This window comes from Winogradskyella sp., assembly GCF_013213835.1.
GTDB lineage: Bacteria > Bacteroidota > Bacteroidia > Flavobacteriales > Flavobacteriaceae > Winogradskyella.
This window is the reverse complement of record NZ_JABSSU010000007.1, coordinates 189,913-208,521: the sequence shown is the minus strand read 5'-3', so window position 1 is coordinate 208,521 and position 18,609 is coordinate 189,913. Positions and strand designations below refer to the sequence as shown.

At 32.3% G+C, this 18,609-nt stretch carries 19 protein-coding genes; 5 read left to right on the top strand and 14 right to left on the bottom strand.

The window, feature by feature from the left end:
• Positions 1-3: 3 nt before the first annotated feature.
• Positions 4-741: a hypothetical protein gene (locus HRU50_RS12410; protein WP_296351410.1), complete on the bottom strand. Its 738-nt coding sequence runs from the start codon at positions 739-741 to the stop codon at positions 4-6.
• A gap of 22 nt (positions 742-763) precedes the next feature.
• Complete coding sequence (metG, locus tag HRU50_RS12405) at positions 764-2,833, bottom strand: methionine--tRNA ligase (RefSeq protein WP_296351409.1); 2,070 nt, start codon at positions 2,831-2,833, stop codon at positions 764-766.
• Positions 2,834-3,015: 182 nt separating this feature from the next.
• On the opposite strand from metG, the gene HRU50_RS12400 reads away from it, so the two are divergent.
• The gene (locus HRU50_RS12400; protein WP_296351439.1) at positions 3,016-3,939 is read left to right on the top strand and encodes an LD-carboxypeptidase; all 924 of its coding nucleotides are present in this window, start codon (positions 3,016-3,018) and stop codon (positions 3,937-3,939) included.
• 94 nt (positions 3,940-4,033) lie between these two features.
• Here HRU50_RS12400 and HRU50_RS12395 read toward each other — a convergent pair whose 3' ends face one another.
• Both HRU50_RS12395 and HRU50_RS12390 read right to left on the bottom strand, forming a co-directional pair.
• Positions 4,034-4,999 (bottom strand): hypothetical protein, encoded by a 966-nt coding sequence (locus HRU50_RS12395; RefSeq protein WP_296351408.1) that lies wholly within the window; start codon positions 4,997-4,999, stop codon positions 4,034-4,036.
• 41 nt (positions 5,000-5,040) lie between these two features.
• Positions 5,041-5,628, bottom strand: a complete 588-nt coding sequence (locus HRU50_RS12390; protein ID WP_296351407.1) for a YceI family protein — start codon at positions 5,626-5,628, stop codon at positions 5,041-5,043.
• A 129-nt stretch (positions 5,629-5,757) separates the two neighbouring features.
• Between HRU50_RS12390 and HRU50_RS12385 the strand changes: the two genes are divergently transcribed.
• A complete protein-coding gene (locus HRU50_RS12385; RefSeq protein ID WP_296351406.1) occupies positions 5,758-6,618 on the top strand; it encodes a helix-turn-helix domain-containing protein in 861 nt (286 codons plus the stop codon).
• Between the two features lie 29 nt (positions 6,619-6,647).
• Here HRU50_RS12385 and HRU50_RS12380 read toward each other — a convergent pair whose 3' ends face one another.
• The 3 genes from HRU50_RS12380 to HRU50_RS12370 all read right to left on the bottom strand — a co-directional run bounded on the left by HRU50_RS12380 (position 6,648) and on the right by HRU50_RS12370 (position 11,401).
• Complete coding sequence (locus tag HRU50_RS12380; protein ID WP_296351405.1) at positions 6,648-8,027, bottom strand: serine hydrolase; 1,380 nt, start codon at positions 8,025-8,027, stop codon at positions 6,648-6,650.
• The gene (locus HRU50_RS12375) at positions 8,024-10,144 is read right to left on the bottom strand and encodes a serine hydrolase (RefSeq protein ID WP_296351404.1); all 2,121 of its coding nucleotides are present in this window, start codon (positions 10,142-10,144) and stop codon (positions 8,024-8,026) included. The genes HRU50_RS12380 and HRU50_RS12375 overlap by 4 nt, the downstream gene beginning before the upstream one ends.
• Before the next feature lie 81 nt (positions 10,145-10,225).
• Positions 10,226-11,401 carry an AraC family transcriptional regulator gene (locus tag HRU50_RS12370; RefSeq protein ID WP_296351403.1) on the bottom strand — a complete coding sequence of 392 codons (1,176 nt, stop codon included), beginning with the start codon at positions 11,399-11,401 and terminating at the stop codon, positions 10,226-10,228.
• A 63-nt stretch (positions 11,402-11,464) separates the two neighbouring features.
• On the opposite strand from HRU50_RS12370, the gene HRU50_RS12365 reads away from it, so the two are divergent.
• Positions 11,465-11,824, top strand: a complete 360-nt coding sequence (locus tag HRU50_RS12365) for a YraN family protein (RefSeq protein WP_296351402.1) — start codon at positions 11,465-11,467, stop codon at positions 11,822-11,824.
• Between the two features lie 426 nt (positions 11,825-12,250).
• Here the strand turns inward: HRU50_RS12365 and nadD are convergent, their stop codons facing one another.
• The 3 genes from nadD to HRU50_RS12350 form a co-directional block, all read right to left on the bottom strand.
• Positions 12,251-12,829, bottom strand: coding sequence for a nicotinate (nicotinamide) nucleotide adenylyltransferase (gene nadD / locus HRU50_RS12360; protein ID WP_296351401.1), 579 nt, complete (start codon positions 12,827-12,829; stop codon positions 12,251-12,253).
• 87 nt (positions 12,830-12,916) lie between these two features.
• Positions 12,917-13,507 (bottom strand): guanylate kinase, encoded by a 591-nt coding sequence (gene gmk, locus HRU50_RS12355; protein WP_296351400.1) that lies wholly within the window; start codon positions 13,505-13,507, stop codon positions 12,917-12,919.
• A 12-nt stretch (positions 13,508-13,519) separates the two neighbouring features.
• Positions 13,520-14,377, bottom strand: a complete 858-nt coding sequence (locus HRU50_RS12350) for a YicC/YloC family endoribonuclease (RefSeq protein WP_296351399.1) — start codon at positions 14,375-14,377, stop codon at positions 13,520-13,522.
• Positions 14,378-14,497: 120 nt separating this feature from the next.
• Here HRU50_RS12350 and HRU50_RS12345 point away from each other — a divergent pair, with 120 nt between their 5' ends.
• The gene (locus tag HRU50_RS12345; protein ID WP_296351398.1) at positions 14,498-14,977 is read left to right on the top strand and encodes a thioesterase family protein; all 480 of its coding nucleotides are present in this window, start codon (positions 14,498-14,500) and stop codon (positions 14,975-14,977) included.
• Here the strand turns inward: HRU50_RS12345 and HRU50_RS12340 are convergent.
• Genes HRU50_RS12340 through HRU50_RS12330 form a run of 3 tightly spaced genes read right to left on the bottom strand, consistent with a single transcriptional unit; the run spans position 14,974 to position 17,351 of the window.
• Positions 14,974-16,110, bottom strand: a complete 1,137-nt coding sequence (locus tag HRU50_RS12340) for a hypothetical protein (RefSeq protein WP_296351397.1) — start codon at positions 16,108-16,110, stop codon at positions 14,974-14,976. The genes HRU50_RS12345 and HRU50_RS12340 overlap by 4 nt on opposite strands.
• Before the next feature lies 1 nt (position 16,111).
• Positions 16,112-17,005, bottom strand: coding sequence for a DMT family transporter (locus HRU50_RS12335; protein ID WP_296351396.1), 894 nt, complete (start codon positions 17,003-17,005; stop codon positions 16,112-16,114).
• On the bottom strand, positions 16,998-17,351 hold the full coding sequence (locus HRU50_RS12330) for an ArsC/Spx/MgsR family protein (protein WP_296351395.1): 354 nt from the start codon (positions 17,349-17,351) through the stop codon (positions 16,998-17,000). The genes HRU50_RS12335 and HRU50_RS12330 overlap by 8 nt, the downstream gene beginning before the upstream one ends.
• Before the next feature lie 76 nt (positions 17,352-17,427).
• Between HRU50_RS12330 and HRU50_RS12325 the strand changes: the two genes are divergently transcribed.
• Positions 17,428-17,898 carry a DinB family protein gene (locus tag HRU50_RS12325; RefSeq protein ID WP_296351394.1) on the top strand — a complete coding sequence of 157 codons (471 nt, stop codon included), beginning with the start codon at positions 17,428-17,430 and terminating at the stop codon, positions 17,896-17,898.
• On the opposite strand, the gene HRU50_RS12320 is transcribed toward HRU50_RS12325, so the two are convergent.
• Positions 17,891-18,541 carry a DUF3298 and DUF4163 domain-containing protein gene (locus HRU50_RS12320; protein ID WP_296351393.1) on the bottom strand — a complete coding sequence of 217 codons (651 nt, stop codon included), beginning with the start codon at positions 18,539-18,541 and terminating at the stop codon, positions 17,891-17,893. The genes HRU50_RS12325 and HRU50_RS12320 overlap by 8 nt on opposite strands.
• Between the last annotated feature and the right edge of the window lie 68 nt (positions 18,542-18,609).

Genomic DNA, 18,609 nt, shown 5'->3' with positions numbered 1-18,609 from the left:
TAATCAGCTTTTGAATTGAAGTTGATATAGTTTTTCATTATCTGAATTATAATCAATGTCTATACTAAATTCATGATTTTGTTTTTCACGTAATAAAGCCCCGGATAAATGAAGTATTTCTTTACCCTTAAATGGAACTATCATAAACCCAAAGAATCGATACTCTTTTATGTTTCCAAACTGAGGTTCAACTTGAATTAAGCGAGTTATAAATTCTTCCTTATTAAAGGGAATTAATTCATTGTTTAACATCGAGTTTAATTTTTCAAACTTCTTTTCTTTAAGCAAGTTCACAGTTTTATTATTCAGATTCATCCTTTGTTCAACCTGTTCAAGAGTGGAAATTGGATATTTAAACACCTGTTTGGACTTATCCTTGGAAATTAAAATGACATGAATAGCGTCGTAATTCTTTTTTTCTTCTTTAAGATTTTTAAAAAAAATAAAGGCAATATTTGATGAAGGTAATTTGGGTTTGTCAAGCCTATTCTCAATAGCTTCACTTTGGCTCATCTCAAGTTCAAAATATCTCTTTGTTCCTTCACTTGTTGATGCAGATGCGCCAACTGAGTATTCACAACGCCCGCCATAGAAATCTAATATTTCGTTGACTCCAGCGTCTTCATTGTCAGTTAAACTTATAAAGTTTGATAATAGTCCTGTTTTTTCTTCTCCTTCACGTTTATTTACACAAGAAGTGAGTAAAATAGTTAAAATTAGTCCGCTTAATATTTGTTTCATTTGGTCTTTTCAATTTTCACAACTAGCTTATCTGCAAACCATTACCAACGCCAGAAGAATCGTCTGGATTAACAAATACTAAATTACCTGAAGCGTCTTCAGTCATTAAAATCATGCCTTGGCTCTCAACACCACGTAATTTTCTTGGTGCTAAGTTTACTAACACAGTCACACGTTTGCCAACGACTTCTTCTGGTTTAAAGCTTTCAGCAATACCAGAAACAATGGTTCTTGTATCTATACCTGTATCAACCTTTAATACTAAGAGTTTTTTTGTTTTTGGCATTTTTTCGGCTTCGAGAATAGTACCAACTCTAAGGTCTAGCTTTGTAAAGTCTTCAAAAGTAATTTCATCTTTTTGAGGTTCAGTGGCTTTGTTAGCGGCCTCATTTGCTTTTTTACTAGCTTCAAGCTTTTCTAATTGCGCCTCAATCTGTTTGTCTTCAATTTTGGTGAATAACAATTCAGGTTTACCTTCTTGTAATTGATGACCAGATGGTAATAAGATGTCTTTTGTTGAAACGTCATTCCAAGTTGATTCTGATTCGAGTTCAGAATGACAAAGAATGGTTTTTAGTTTTTCAGAAGTAAATGGTAAAATAGGTTCACTTAAAACCGCTAATGCAGAAGCAATTTGTAATGCTACAAACATGACAGTTTTTGTGCGTTCTTCATCCGTTTTTATGGTTTTCCATGGCTCTTCGTCAGCCAAATATTTGTTTCCTAAACGCGCAAGGTTCATCAATTCTTGGCTTGCCTCTCTAAATCGGTAGCGCTCAATTGAACTTGATATTACAGCAGGATAAGCTTTAACGGCAGCTAATGTATCTTCGTCTATAGCCTTAAATCCCGATGACTCAGGAATAACGCCATTATAGTATTTATTGGTTAATACAGCCACACGATTAATGAAATTACCAAAGATGGCAACCAGCTCGTTATTGTTTCTTGCTTGAAAATCTTTCCAAGTAAAGTCATTGTCTTTTGTTTCTGGTGCATTGGCAGTTAATGCATAACGCAATACATCTTGCTGATTAGGGAAATCTTGTAAATAGTCTGGCAACCAAACTGCCCAATTCTTAGACGTAGATAATTTGTTGCCTTCTAAGTTTAAGAATTCATTTGCTGGTACATTTTCTGGTAAAATATAAGAACCTTCAGCTTTTAACATCGATGGGAAAATGATACAATGAAACACAATATTATCCTTACCAATAAAGTGTACCAAGGTTGTATCTTCATCCTTCCAGTAATCTTCCCAATTTTTGCCTTCGCGTTCAGCCCATTCTTTGGTTGCGGAGATGTAACCTATTGGTGCATCAAACCAAACATAAAGCACTTTGCCTTCGCCACCTTCAATAGGTACCGGAATTCCCCAATCTAAATCTCTGGTTACAGCTCTTGGTCGTAATCCATCATCAATCCATGATTTTACTTGCCCATAAACGTTAGGTTTCCAGTCTTTTTTATGACCATTTAAAATCCATTCTGTTAAGAATTCTTCGTGCTTATTTAAGGGTAGAAACCAGTGTTTTGTTTCTTTTAAAGTTGGCGTATTACCAGTTATTGCTGATTTTGGATTGATTAAATCTGTAGCATTATGACTAGTTCCACAATTTTCGCATTGGTCACCATAAGCTTCTTCGTATCCACATTTTGGACAGGTGCCAATTACAAATCTATCGGCTAAAAACTGATTGGCTTCTGCATCATAAAGTTGCTCAGAAACTTCTTCAACAAATTCATTTTTTTCATATAAGGTTTTAAAGAATTCTGAAGCTGTATCGTGATGGATTTTAGCTGAGGTACGTGAGTAATTATCAAACGAAATACCAAAATCTTCAAAAGATGTTTTGATGATTGCGTGATATTTATCTACAATATCTTGAGGTGTGACACCTTCTTTTTTTGCTTTAATTGTAATTGGCACACCATGCTCATCACTTCCGCAAATGAAAGCCACATCATTGCCAGTTAATCTTAAATATCTTGAGTATATATCAGCTGGAACATAAACACCTGCCAAATGCCCAATATGAATTGGTCCATTAGTATATGGTAATGCTGCTGTTATGGTATATCGTTTTGACATGATTTCAATATTTTGAAGCTACAAAAGTACACAATATAAGAACAGTTCTAAAAAAAATGTACATTTACAAAAAGCCGATTTCTATGATTTTGAAGCGTACATTTTTATTTATGTTTTTAGCCATAATATTTGGCTTTAATCATGGACTTTTAGCTCAAAATGAAACTGATAACACTTCTGAAATGACAACAGATTTAGTACAACCACCATATTTAAAAGCTGGCGATACAGTAGCCATTGTTGCACCATCAGGAATTTTAAAGAATAGAGAAGCTGAAGTGCAGCGCTCAGTTGATTTATTAAAAAGTTGGGGTTTAAATGCTGTTGTAGGAAAGCATGTTTTTAATCAGAATAATCACTTTGCAGGTACAGATGAAGAACGTTGTGAGGATTTACAAAAAGCCTTTGATGACCCAACATTAAGTGCCATATGGTGCGCGCGTGGTGGTTATGGTAGCGCAAGAATATTAGATAAAATAGATTACACTAAGTTTAAAAAACACCCCAAATGGGTGATTGGCTATAGCGACATTACGGCTATACATAATCAATTACATAATGAAGGTTTTGAATCTATCCACGGTTTAATGTGTACGAGTTTATCTGATGATTTTGATAAGATTAAAGAAACTATAGAGACTTTTAAATCTACCATTTTTGGAAATCCTGTGAATTATGAATTAGAAGGTTCTAAATATAATAGAGCAGGTGAAGCCAAAGGGCAACTTGTTGGTGGAAACCTTACCATTTTACAAACCATGTTGGGCTCTAAAGAAAGTATTGATACTTCTGGTAAAATCTTATTTATTGAAGAAATTGGTGAGTACAAATACCATATTGATAGATTACTACAAAGTTTAAAGCGTGCTGGCTATTTTGAAAATTGCAAAGGTGTCATTATTGGTGATATGACTAAAATTAAAAGGAATACAACCGTTTGGGGAACTTCTGTAGAGCAGTTGATTTTAGACGTTTTAGAGGATTACGATTTTCCTATAGCATTCAATATGCCAGCTGGCCACGAACCAGATAATAGAGCATTGGTTTTTGGTAAAGAAGTAAGCTTGAAAGTTGAAAAAACGACATCATCAGTAACTTTTGAATAGTTACAGAACCGTCTTTTTAAGTTTTCACTCTTTTTCTCGGTTGCAATTCTACAAGCTCAGCGCGTCATAGTTCTGTATGGCAGAAAAAGGAAGATTAATTATTCTCTTTTTCTAAAACGATTTTTAGATTTTGATTTAATATTTTAATATCGCCATTTTCATTGGTAACCACAATTTTGTTATTGTCGCTATTCCAATCAATCCCCCATAGTAAACTATTACCAAGAGAACGACTTTTAAGTAATTCGCCATCAGTATTCCATAGACGAATTTTTTCACTAGCGCTAGCTAGAGTTTTACCATCGCTAGTCCATTTTAGATTTCTGTATTCTGCTTTGCTTTCTTCAATATTTTTGATGTTGTTTCCGGTTTGTGACCAAAATTGCAATAAAGGTGGATAATCTTTTTCAAAATCCCCATAATCACCTGTGACAAAGAACTCACCAGATGGATGCCAAGCAGCACTTAACATTAAAATCTCAATTTCTCGCGGAATCATGGTTTTTAATTCGTCTTTATCTACATCGTATATTGAAATTTGACTACCAACAGCAACGACAGTATTTTTGGTTGGATGCCAGCTTAAACCTGTGATTGCCTTTTGTTCTAAATCTTTTTTTTTAATGAAATTCCCTTCACTATCAAATAATGTTAAATGCCCTGAATTGTCTCCAATAGCTAATAACGAACCATCACTATTCCAACTCAATCCTCTAGCGCCATGCTCGTGGACATGTTCTAATTTGGTAATTTTATCGGTTTTTGTGTCAATTAATACTGCAACGTCTTTTGAAATTTGAGAAGTGACTGCAATGATTTCACCAGAGTTATGCCAAGCTGTTTTTGTTATTGTTCTTGGTATTTTATAGCTTTTTACAACTTCTAAATCGTTGGCGGAAAGGATTTGTAATGTATCCCAATTACCACCAACGACTATCAATTCTTTATTAGGACTCCAATCTGTAGTCCATAGAAGTTTTTCGTAGTTAAAACTTGATTGAGTCGACTTACAGCCCTGAAATAACAACAGAAATATTATGATGATTTTGAGTTTCTTCATTTCAAAAAAAGTGGTTTTCAGAATTTCACTTTCAAGATACGCTATAATTTAATCGCAACCTCAAAGCCAATGGCATCAGAGATTAAACCATCTTTGAGTTTGCCTTCAACTTCTTTAGAATTATATGTAATGCCCCAACGTGTACGATCTATTTTAAATCGGGTTTTTAGTTCTTTATTTTCATAGTCTACTTCAGCTTGAAAGTTGATAGCAACTGTTTCGCCTTTAATAGTTAAGTCTGCAAAGATCTTCATGTGATTACTGTCGTGATATTTCACTTTGGTAATTTCGAGCTTCGCTGTTGGGAATTTTGGAACATCAAAAAAGTCTTCATTCTTTAGATGATCATCTAAGCTAACTCTCGCTTCTTCTTCATCCATGTCAGTACTTCGTATTGTATTCATGTCAATGATAAATTTTCCACCAGTAATAGTCCCATTTGGGTCTTTGATGAAATAACCTTCTTTAAAGTTGATGTTGCCTTCATGACCACCAAAATAGAACGCGTAATCACAAGACCATTTAATAGCGCTTGTTGATGTATTAATGTCTAGAAGCTCTTTGTTTTGAGCATTTAATTGTAAAGCAAAAGCTAGAAATATAACTGCAAATAGAATTCGTTTTTTCATGATGAATATTTTAATTATTTTTTGATGGGATAAAACTAGGTTGAGACGAAATGCAGAATGTCAAAAAAGTGTAAAAGAAGTGTCAACACTTGTAAAATATCATCAAATTGTCTGTTATTTACAGTCGCTATGAAGAACATCTTATATTTTTTATCGGTTATAACACTTTACTTCTTTGTGTCATCTTGTTCTGAAGGCTATAATCATGATGAGTTTGCGGCAGATGTAAAAGTTGCTATGCGTTCCGCAGGTAATCAATTACTACTTGCTAATATTGATTCCACGTCTTTGGTCTTGCCGATTAAAGCAATATCAGACTCAAAATTTGAGCTAAGTTTTGAAGAACAGGTTTTTATTGTTCCTACAGATTTGGTCGACTTTATCGATATTAGTTTTAAGAATACTGATTTACCAAAAAAGTATAGAGTAGAAGTCATTCAATGTGCTGATAATGAGGTTGCGTATAGTTATGAAATTAGTAATGAGATAGAGAAAACTATCATTCCGTGTTTAGATAGAAATTTACCGAAAGGTTGTTATAAAATTCAAGTACAATTTCTAGGTCGGCTAAAGTCGAATACTTCAAATTATGGGATTATTATAACAATAGGGTCTTTGATTTTGATCTGTCTGTCATTCCTAATGTTAAGACGTAAGTTTAACCAAGCTAAGTCACAAAAAGTTATTGAGCAACCCTTTATTAGATTAGGAAGTTATAAGTTTTATGCAGACCAAAACAAGCTTATAAAAGAAGCGGTTGAGATTAGTTTGTCTCAAAAAGAATGTGAGCTACTCGAAATATTCGTTGCAAACCCAAACATTGTGGTTAAGCGAGATGAGCTTACCAAACGTGTTTGGGAAGATAAAGGTGTTATTGTAGGTAGAAGTTTAGACACTTATATTTCGAAACTTCGTAAAAAGCTAAAAGAAGACACTTCGGTAAAACTTGTTAATGTGCATGGTGTTGGTTATAAGTTGGAAGTTTTATAAATTCCTAAAATGAGTCTATTATACATTAGTTATTTTATTTTTTTGAAAATGAATGTCTTATCACCTTGCTTTACTTTATAACCAGTGACTTGGTTAGATTCATTTCGGCTAAATTTAAAGTAGGCATTCCCTACCTTGAGCAATAAGGCATCTTCACCTCCTGGCGTTAAAATAGCTGCACTATCAGGTTCTTTTGGATCTATAAGTAGCGGTTGACCATTAAAAAGTCTTATTTCTAAAACTCTTGAAATGCTATTGTCCACTAGCTGATATGTACCTATGTAATCCTTTAATTTTTCGGTAGTAATTTCTTTTTCACTTAATATTTTTAAAGGTTTATTGATTATTACACTAGCTATGTAATTTGCTATTTCATCAGTACGGTCGTACTTTTTGTTAGTTAAAATGCAAATAAAAATATCTTCTTTTGGTAAATATAAAGTAGTGCTTGTAAATCCATAAAGATTTCCGCCGTGCTCAATAGTTGAACTACCTTTTATGTTCTTAAGAAAAACGCCATAACCATAACCTGTTCCTTGATGATCTGTAGTGTATTTTTCTGAAGTGAGTGTATTTACGACAAACTCAGAAAGTATTTTTTTATTCTTTAATGCTCTATTCCATTTAAATAAATCGTTAATTGTTGAAACCATACCACCAGCTGCGTACATTGCAGAACCTACAATTTTTGGTGCTGGATATAATTGGCCTAAGTTATTATAATTATAACCTTCAGGTATTCTTTTTGACTTTATATTCTCGTTGAACCAAAGCCCTGTGGAATTCATATTTAAAGGGTTAAAAATATATTTTTGCAAATATGTTCTGAGAGATAATCCTGTAACATTTTCCAAGGCAGCACCTAAAAGTGGGTAGTTGGAATTGCTATACTCCCATTTACTACCTGGCTTAAAATTTAATGGTGCGTCTTTATAATAATTGATGAGTTCTTCAGGTGTATGCTCTTTCGCTAAAAGGTATAATTCATCATCACTCAAAATAAAATATTCAGGAATACCTGATGTCTGTGATAACAAGTGATGAATGGTAATTGGATATTTTTTTTCAGGATAATAGGGAACATATTTTTGAATAGGGTCTTCCAAATTCATTTTTTGCTCCTCAACCAATTGCAATATCGCTGTTGCCACAAATTGCTTAGTTATAGAGGCAATTTGAAATACCATATCGGTTTTCATTTTACGCTTAGGTTTTAGGGATGCTAGACCGTAGGAGTCTTGGAGAATGATAGTACCCTCTTTTGCAACTAATATCACAGCGCCAGGCTCATTTTTTTTATATTCTTCTATTAAAAAATCGTCTATGGTTTTTAAATGTTGTTCTGTAGTTTGCGTAAAGATTAAGTTGATGTTAAAAAATATTATTATCGCTGTAGCTAATTTTTTCATTTTGACTTTATTTCTTCTAAGACAGTATTCGACAATTCATTTCCTTTCTCATCTATGTTTACAAACCATACATTTGTAGTACAAGTTCTATTTAATACATCTTTAGAATTACAAAGTTGTGTTGTACCTTTTATAATGTAACCTTCATTAACTTTTTCAACAGAATATGCGTAGTCATTGTTAGATTTACCGTAGGTGTTTTGCCATATTTTTTGTCCTTTTTTGTCTACTTTAATTACATAGAAATCGTAATTGCCTACACCATAAGAACTGGTTGAGCCAACAATTAAATAACCATCTTTGGTAGAGATTATAGAACTTGCTTTATCCCAACTATTTCCACCCAGTCGTTTAGACCATTCCTCATTACCATTATCGTAATTTTTAGTTAATAAAATGTCTGAAGTATTGCCATTCCTTGATCCAATAGTAGTTACTTGTATGGATCCAGACTCTGTTTTAATTTGTGGTTGAAATTTAAGGTTGGTTTTTTTCACAAACTTAATATTTAATGCCCTTCCCAATGACACGAGTAAGTTGTTTGGTCTATCAAAAAGATCTCTTTCTACCTTGAATAAAAAATTTCGTGATTGCATTTCTATTCGGTTTAACACTTCAACATCTCTTTCCATAGACTTTGTTGAGAATTTAACTTTTAAAATGTTTTCTTCAGATAATCTTAATGAAAGACTAATGTTTAATTCTGAATTATGGTAAGTACCTACCAAGATATTTAAATCTTCAACTGTTGCTAAGGGCGTGTTTATTCTTTTGAATTGAGTTGAGGTTCCATCTGTGTCAAACAGTACCATTTCATTATCATAAAAAATTATTTTTTGTTTGTTGTTGTAATCTGGATGATATAGGTGATTTTTCTCTTTTATGAGTTCAATTTTTAAGTTTCCTCTTTTAAAATAGGTTTTACCTTTCTCGTTTTCAATTCTAATCAATTGACCTTTTTGTGATCTGTATTGGCCATTAACTAGTGGGTTTATATTTTTTATAGGTTCAAAGTAGCGATCTGCATAAGAAGTTTCTTTTATTTCAGCTGGTGGTAAAAACACTTTTGCAATTTGGTCTGCCATATCATCAGTACCAATTTTACCGTTGTTAGTCATTACAAAAATGCTAAGATTTTGATCCGTAAAGCGAACAGTTTGTGATTTATAACCATACGTGCCACCGTCGTGATGAACTGCCTTATGTGGTCCATAAAACCAGTTAAATAATCTTAAACCAAAACCATAACTTTTAATCTCACTATTTTCAATAGGCAACTGACTTTTAATAAGTAATTGGTTGTTGCTATCTTTCGCATTTTGAATGGCTTGCTCATACATTAATTGATCTTTCAATGTGGTAAATAAAAAACCTTCTCCCGCAGTTTTAGTCACTTTAATATCTTCATACCATTCTCCACCTCCCCAATCTGAGTATGCCTCAGCTTTATTAGGAATTACAGTCATATATCCCTTTGGAAAAGCAGTGTTTTCCATTCCAAGAGATTTGAAAAATTCTTTTGCATAAACTTTAAATTTTTGCTGAGTAACTTTTTCGATAATCTTTGCCAAAATGTTATAGTTGGAGTTGCTGTAGACATATTTTGATCCCGGATTAAAACCTAAGTCTTCCTGTTTTTTTAGTAACTCTAAAACATCGTCATTATCTAAGCCAACACGAGTCCACCATGCTTTGTTCTGCAAGTCCATTAACCCAATATATTCTCTTATACCACTTGTGTGGTTGATGAGATGTCTAATTTTAATTGCTTCTTTAACATTTGTGTACAACTCTGGGATGAATTTTCTAATATCATCTTCTAATGAAAGCTTGTTTTCCAATGATAATTTTAGAATCATTAGTGCGGTGAACTGTTTCGCTGTAGAGGCTATATTACATCTTGTGTTTTTATCCATTTTTATTTTATGAGACAAATTGGCAAGCCCATAATATTTTTCGTAAATAATCTGACCATCTCTAACAACGCCAATCATTAAACCAGGGTCATTTTTTTGTATTGTTGACTCAATAATAGAATCAATATTTTGTGTGAAGTTGTTTTGTGAAGCTATGGATAGTGTTATAAAACAGCTAATAGTTGTTAATAATGTCTTCATTGTAGTTTATTTTGTAATTATGATACAAATGTGAAGTAATAATGATAATCATTCGCTTCAAATCTCGATTTGAGACCTTTTTTAAGCCATTTTATCTACATAATCTTTTGGTGATAAAGCTGTACATTTCTTGAAAGCACGGTTAAAAGTTGCTTTGCTATTAAATCCGCAATCTAGAGCTATTCCTAATAACGTTCGTGTATTATGTTCCCCTTTATTGAGTTTTTCCTTTACTGCATCAATTCTGTACTCATTAACATAGTCATTAAAGTTTTTATTAAATCCAGAATTAACTGTAGATGATACTATTTTGGTGGTGGTGTTTAATTCTCTTGCTACATCTGAGAGTGTTAGTCGTGGATTTTCATAAAGATTTTTTTTAGTCATTAATTCAGAAAGTCTTTCTTGCCATTCTTGGTCGTCTTTGTCAGACGTATTTGGTTTATTTTCATTTTGATCTACCTTCAAGCTTTCCTCAAAAACATTAATTATTTCTAGTTTTTCACCTTTTAAAGCTGTTTGCTTAATAATGCTACTGTAGCCTGTAATAGCGATATAATAAAACACAAATGAGAAGGCGATATAATGCCAGTATTGACTTCCAAAATTTCCCCATTCTGGATTTGTTATAAAGAAAACAATTCTCAAAACCAGTATGGTTAAAAAGGCAATCATGAAGTTTTTAATCCACTTAAATAAAATAGATTCTGCATAACTCACTGTCTCAAAAAGTATCTTTTTGTAGTAAGCATAATATTTTAGACTCATTATTAAATAAATAAACATAGAGACTACTCCCGCAACTTGATACCAGTTTGACAAGTCTTTGTCTTTATTGTCAGCATAGAAATAATACTCATCCAATACTAGCTTATCTGTGATGAATACAACTAAGCTATAAAATGCATAAAGCAAAGCTGGAATAAAGTGAAAGTAGTCTTTTTTAGAAAGTTTAAAACTAGAGTTCAACAAGCTTTTTGAGTAAAAATAGACCACAGGACCAATAAGTAAAACTTGCATAAATGGGATAAAAAATAAGAACTCTCTAGTGAATCCACCACCATACCAACCAGCGTAACCAAGCATGTATGGAGTAATATACATAGCATATAAGAATAAAAGTAAGCTTAACCATCTGCTCGCAGTGATATTATGAATTAGACCTTGCCTAAGGGTTAATGCAGAAAAAATAATGCCATTAAAAAAAAATATAAGTAGCGTAGAGCTATAATCATTAAAGTTGAAAGGAAATTCCAAGATGAAAGGTTTGATTGATAAAATAGTTATCTAAAAATACTATTATTTTTCTATTTTAGAATTATGGCGCAACACAACGAACTTGGTAAAAAAGGCGAACAGCTTGCTGTTGATTTTCTTTTAAATAAAGAATATTCAATTCTTGAACAGAATTACAGGTTTGATAAAGCGGAAGTAGATATTATTGCTCAGAAAAAAAATGTACTGGCTATTGTTGAAGTAAAAACACGTTCAACTATCCACTTTGGAAATCCGCAAGATTTTGTAAAACCTAAACAGATTCAAAATTTAGTAAAAGCAGTAAATGAATATGTTATAGTAAATGACTTAGATGTAGAAATTCGTTTTGATATTATTGCGATTGTCAAGAAAGATAACAACTATAAGGTAGAACATCTAAAAGATGCATTTTATCATTTTTAGTTGTATAAGAGAATATGAGTAACAACTATGGCTAAACTGTAATATAAAACATTAGTCACCTTTGTTTTAGGGCTTAAGGACTTAAAACGGCGTAATTCTTTTTTAATAACGTCGAAGGACAATATTATACTACATATCACCAAGCCTAGGCCAATAAACCAATATAACGACTGTGGATAAGGTAATGTAATGTTTGTTATAATGAAAAGTACAAGTAAGATACTTATAACCAAAACTCTTTTCTCGCTTTTAGTCTCTAAATTATTGCGCTTTATGATGGCTCTAACTTTATAAGCTATAAGCGTTGTTATAATTGATAAAAAAACGACAGCAAATATCATCTCGGATATTAGGATTAATTTTAGAGGGTTAAAATAAAAATTCTTTAGGAAACTATAATGCTCTTTTAGCATTTTAACTTGGATTTCACTTATAAAAGTTCATTTCATCGATATATTGCCATACACTTTCAGGTAACATTGGTCTAATGTTTCTTCCAGCTTTAATTTCCTTTCTTATAAACGTAGAAGACAGCTCCATTATTGGGGCCGATATGTTAAAAATTTTATTGTTATTAATAAATCTCTCATTTACAGAGCTTTCAGAAATTCTTGGGTATACATAAATATCATGATTTTCTAGAATGAGCTCATAGTTTTTCCATTTATGAAAACTTTTTAGGTTGTCTTCTCCCATAATTAATGAAAACTCGTGCTGAGGAAATTTTTCTAAAAGATAGGTCAACGTGTCAATGGTGTAATTTGGCTGTTTTAGACCAAACTCAATATCGCTAGGTTTGAGCTTGTCATAATCGTAGGTTGCACGATAAACCATTTCTAAACGTTGATGGTTGTCTAGTAGTGTGCTTTTCTTTTTAAAAGGACTTTGAGGTGTAACTACAAACCAAATTTGGTCTAAATTACTATGCTCAGCTAAATGATTTGCTATGGTAAGATGACCAATGTGAATTGGATTAAATGTGCCAAAGTAGAGTCCTATTTTCATTCCTTTGTCATTCCTGCGAAAGCAGGAATCTCATTTTTAAATTAGTATGAGTTAATTAGATTCCTGCTTTCGCAGGAATGACAGTTCTTAGTTTTTCAAAAAATCAGAAACCAAATGATAAGCATTGTTAAGTGCTTCTTCTAAGTTAGAATTCACAACAATTTCGTCAAAAAGTGGAGCAGTAGCTAATTCTGCAGGTGCTTTAGAAACACGCATACTTATTTTTTCTTCTGTTTCCTCACCTCTTTCCTTAAGTCGTCTAACTAGTTCATTTAAATCTGGTGGTTTCACAAAAACAGCAAGAGTTTGTTCTGGGAATTTGCGTTTTATACGAAGACCACCAGACACATCGATATCAAAAATAACATGCTTACCTTTTGCCCATATACGTTCTACTTCAGCTTTTAAAGTGCCATAAAAGTTGTCTCTATAAACTTCTTCCCATTCTAAGAATTCGTCAGCTTTAATTTTGTTTTTAAACTCTTCAAGAGATAAGTAATAGTAATCTTTACCATGCACTTCGTTGCCACGAGCTTCGCGTGAAGTTGCAGAAATAGAGAACTCTAAATTTAACTCTTCTTGCTTTAATAAATGACGTACTATGGTTGTTTTACCAGAACCAGATGGTGCCGAAAACACTATAAGTTTACCCTGTTTTTTATTCATTTCTTCTGACATAATTCAGTGTAATTAAAGGGCATTCAATAATTGTTCCTTAATTTTCTCTAACTCATCTTTCATTTGTACCACCAACTTTTGCATTGGTGCATAGTTAGATTTAGAACCTATAGTATTTATTTCTCTTCCAATTTCTTGAGAGATAAAGCCTAACTTTTTACCATTAGAATCATCAGAATTTAACGCTTTAATAAAATAGTCTAAGTGATTATCTAGTCTAACCTTTTCTTCTGTAATATCAAATTTTTCAATGTAGTAAACCAGTTCTTGTTCAAATCGGTTTTCGTCTACCTTTTCTTTAATGTCAGCAATTCCTTTGTTTAGTCTTTCACGAACTCCTTCAATGCGTTCTGGGTCCATGGTTATTACATCTTCCAAAAGATTTTTAAGCGTCTTAATTCTATTTAGAAAATCTTGTTTTAATATCGCTCCTTCATCTTTTCTGTATGCCACAATTTTAGAAAGCGCTTCATTGATTCCATTATTGATTATAGTCCATTCTTCTTCATCAATTTCATCTCTATCGGTTGCTACAGCATCTGGCAATCTAATAGCCATTTTTAGCAATTCTGTGGTGTCACCATCAACGACTTCTCTGAGTTGTTTGATATATTCTTGTACCACGGTTTTGTTAATCTTAGAACTTGTATCTTCTCCTGTAATTTCAACAAAAAGAGAAAAATCTACTTTTCCGCGAACCAGATGTTTTGCAATACCTTTTCTTATATCTAATTCTTTAGAACGATACATTGAAGGCATGCGCGCATTGATGTCTAAATTTTTACTATTTAAAGATTTTAATTCTATTGATATTTTTTTTGTTGGGAGCTGTAATACAGTCTTCCCATAACCTGTCATGGATTGTATCATTAATCTGAAGTCATTAAAGTTGAGCAAAGGTACAAAAATGTATGTCTTAATAACTTCTTAAAGGGATGAACTTACTGTAGGGACTTTTATAACTTTGTCATGATTATTTAAAATAAATTTATGTACAAAAAACAGTTCGAAATCCGTTGGAGTGATGTTGATGCAAATGCGCATTTAGCTAATTCTGCCTACACCAATTTTATGAGTCATGCAAGAATGTCTTTTTTTGCTGAACAAGGTTTTACAATGCCCGAGATTAGGAAATTTGGTATTGGTCCGGTTGTGTTTTATGAACACATGTACTATTTTAAAGAGTCATTTTTAGGCATGCCAATTACCGTTACAATTGAAGTGTCAGGATTGAGTGAAGATGGTATGCTTTTTAAGTTTGAACATAATTTCTACAATCAAAAAGGGGAAAATTTAGCGTTTTGTGAAATGATGGGTTCTTGGATAGATTTAAAGACAAGAAAACTGACAGGTTTACCCGAACCTCTTCTTGAATTGGCGGATAAATTTCCAAAATCGAAAGACTTTAAAGTACTTACCAAAGAAGATACTCGCAAGCATGGTGTAAGACCAAGACCTTTAGAGGTTTAGTTTGTTTTAAAGGGTTGATGCTGCTTAAATGATTTGATCTGAACGTTTTTTATAAAGGGTTTCAAGATTTGGTTTGGTAAATAGCGTTTATGCTTACAATAGCAAGTGAGTGTTTTTGGTTGTGCACCAAGTGTGCTTTTTATTTCTGATGCAGTTCTACCTAGGTTAATTTGTTCAGATTGGGTTTCAATACCAAGACGAACATAATCATTGAGAATTCTTGGATAAATACCATATTCCTTATTCTGAGAATAATCTATACCGATAAAGTGCGCGTCTAAATGTGTTTTGTTTTGCATTGCAGATAAAAATCCGACAAGTTTACCATCAAGAAAATACCCTTTAACTATAAACTTTTCTTTAAAGGTGTCTTTGAGATGGATATATGTATTAAGGTTAAGGATTTGCGCGTTAAAATCTGCATTATCAATAGTGTTTTGATATAAGCTTTGTAGCTCATCTTTATAGTTGATGATATCCTTAGTTGAAAAGAATTTGTCCTTCAATACTCCACTTTTAGTATCGGCTCTATTTGCTTTTACTCTGTATTTAGATTTTAGAGATTTTGTATAATCATCAAAGGATTGCCATTCTGGTTTAAGATAAATAATCATGTTTGGCTCAACGTGCATTGAAGCATAATCAAAAGATTTCAAATGATCAGTAATGTCTAATGATTCATTTTCAAAATCTTTAATAAAAATAGCATGCAGTCTCGTACAACGATATATCTTTTTTGTGGCTTTAGCTAAAGCTTTAAAAGTTTCAATTTTTGGTTCACCTTCTTTCAGAAATGTACCATACTCACCACTTAAAAATATATTACCACAAAACATAACACGTAAGCTGTTTTTACAAAACATGTTGTTCACAGTACGTCTTATTTTTGAGGACATTTTTATGTTTTTGGTAATCGTTTCGATACCAATAGTTACAATCTGTGTATTGGCAAACGCAACGGGTTCTTCATCTTTAAGTACAATGATGTAGTTAAAATCTATATCTGTATTTGCAATTTCGAAAGCTCTTAAAAAGTCTGGTGAATAATATAAGTTATCACAACAATTTAAGCTATCCCAATATGCCTTTGGAATGTCGTCTACTGCTTTAAATATTTTTGATCTTAACTTCAAATTAGATTGCCTTTTTAGGTTTTAAGGACACCAAATATACACCTGAAAATATCAGTACCATCGCAAGGATTTTTATGATGTCTATGGTGTCAGCGCCCATAATTATAGCAAAAAGTCCAGCAATAACGGGTTGTAAATAAATGAACACACCAACTGTAGATGCTTTCAGTTTATTAAGTGCTAAAGGGTTTAATAAGTATGTGCCAAAAGTAGCCCCAATAATTACAAATAATACCGAAAAAATAATATATGGCGTAAATGTTTGCCACTCTACAAGTTGTAACTCATGATAACCAAACGGAATAAGTAACACTGTACCAAACAAGAATAGCCATTTTATAAATGTAAATGGATGGTATTTTTTAGTTAGTTTTTTAATTAAAATGATATAAATACTATAAGAAACAGCATTGAGAAAGATAAGTAAATTACCAAGTGGTATATTGTCCCCAACTCTATCAGATTTACCGTAAATGGTTAAAACCAAAGCGCCCGAAAAACCTAAAATTGCTCCAAAAATTCTTTTTTTTGTGACTTCTTCCTTAAGAATGTAAGCTGACAGAATTAATATAATGATAGGTACAATAGTCATTATTGCTGAAGCATGTATAGGTGACGTAAATTCTAAACCTTTAAAGAAGAATAACATATTAACCACAACCCCAAAAACAGAAGCGACAAAGAGTTTAAAGAAATCCCGCTTCTCTATTTTTTGCTGTGGAATAATTGCACTGAGCGCACAAAAAAGTGCAGTCGCACATGCAACTCTTAAAAGCACAAAGCCAAAAGGTTTAATGTAGTTATCATTAATTACAACTTTAGCGATAGTGTAGTTTAAACCGTAGATAAGCTGCACCATAAAAAGTGCAAAAATGGCAAATGCTCTACTATTCATGTATTGCTTTTTTAGCAGCCTCTACTACTTTTTTAGAATTGCCAATAAATATATTATTATTGAAGATAAGTACTGGTCGTTTTAAAAAGGTATAATGTTCTAGAATGTAATTTTTATAATCATCATCTGATAGGGATTTATCTTTTAGTCCAAGTTCTTTATATAACCTTGCGCGCTTGCTAAATAAACTCTCATAGCTCGTTGTTAATTCACGCATATCTTCTAGTTGTGGAGCTGTAATGGCTTCAGTTTTTATATCTTGAAGTTTAATGTCTTCAGGTAAATCAAGCGAATTGATAATACGCTTACAAGTATCGCAAGTACTTAAGTAAAAGAGTGTTTTCATTTATATATGATTTCAGCATTGCAAAGAAACCGTATTTGATTTAAAAAATAATTACATTTAAGGAAAATATATGCTTATGGAATGGACTTTTGATATCACTATTAAAAACAGAAAACTATTAAAAGGGTTTTTAGAAAATATGTCTTTAGTGGATTTAAATACTATCCCTAAAGGCTTTAACAATAATATTATTTGGAATATTGCTCATGTCATTGTAACCCAACAGCTTTTGGTGTACAAGCTTTCTGGATTGGCTACTATAGTTTCTAATGAGATGATAGATGCTTATAGAAAAGGTACTAAACCAGAAAAAGATTTAACTGAAGCTGAAGTTGATGCCATTAAAAGTCTGCTATTCTCTACAATTGAAAAAACGAAGGAAGATTACGAGTCAAAAATATTTCAGACCTATAATCAGTATACAGTTACGACTAAAAACACCTTAAGCAATGTAGAAGAAGCTATTGAGTTTAACAACTTTCATGAAGGTATTCATTTGGGTTATATTTTAGCTTTGCGTAAAGCGTTAAACAATACAACTAATTGAGTATTAAAACACCATCAAGTTCCGCAAACGGAATTACAAATTCTGTATAACCTCGGTCATAGGAAGCAATTTCGTAGATATTGTATAATAACACTATGCCATCTTCGGTGTAACCAATATTTTCGGCTAATTGAAATTGTTTTCCAAAGAAGAAATCTTCCATTTTTCCATTTTTGTATTCAGCTTCAAGGCTTTTTATAAAATGTGCTTTTGCAACTGATTTAAATGCTTCTATGTCTTTAATGCTGTCTTTAAATTCAAAAGTCTGTCCTGTTTTGGCATTAAGATTTAAAAATGAAATCGCATCATTACCATGCGCGCCACCTTTAAATTCGTAAGTACTAATGGCTATGGTGATAACGTCTTCTGATTGGTATGTTTTTTCTGTTTCAATATGTAATTCCCATTTAGGTTCTGCTGCTTCTTCAAACTGCGTTTTAAAATCTAAATATTCCTTATTAAATGCATTTGCCACATCTTTTAAATGCTCTGCGTTTTCATTAGAACTAACATTTTGGAGGATTGCTTTTTCAATATTGGTGTTTATTGTTTTACTTAATTCATCCTTACCTAAAGTACTATCATAAGTAATTGAGATATCAGCTTCAAAATCTTTATCTAATGAAGTTGTTTCAAATTGCAATAATTTAGATTCATCATTACATGAAAAAACTAGGAAAATTAAAACCAAAATTTGTAGTGAGCGTTTCA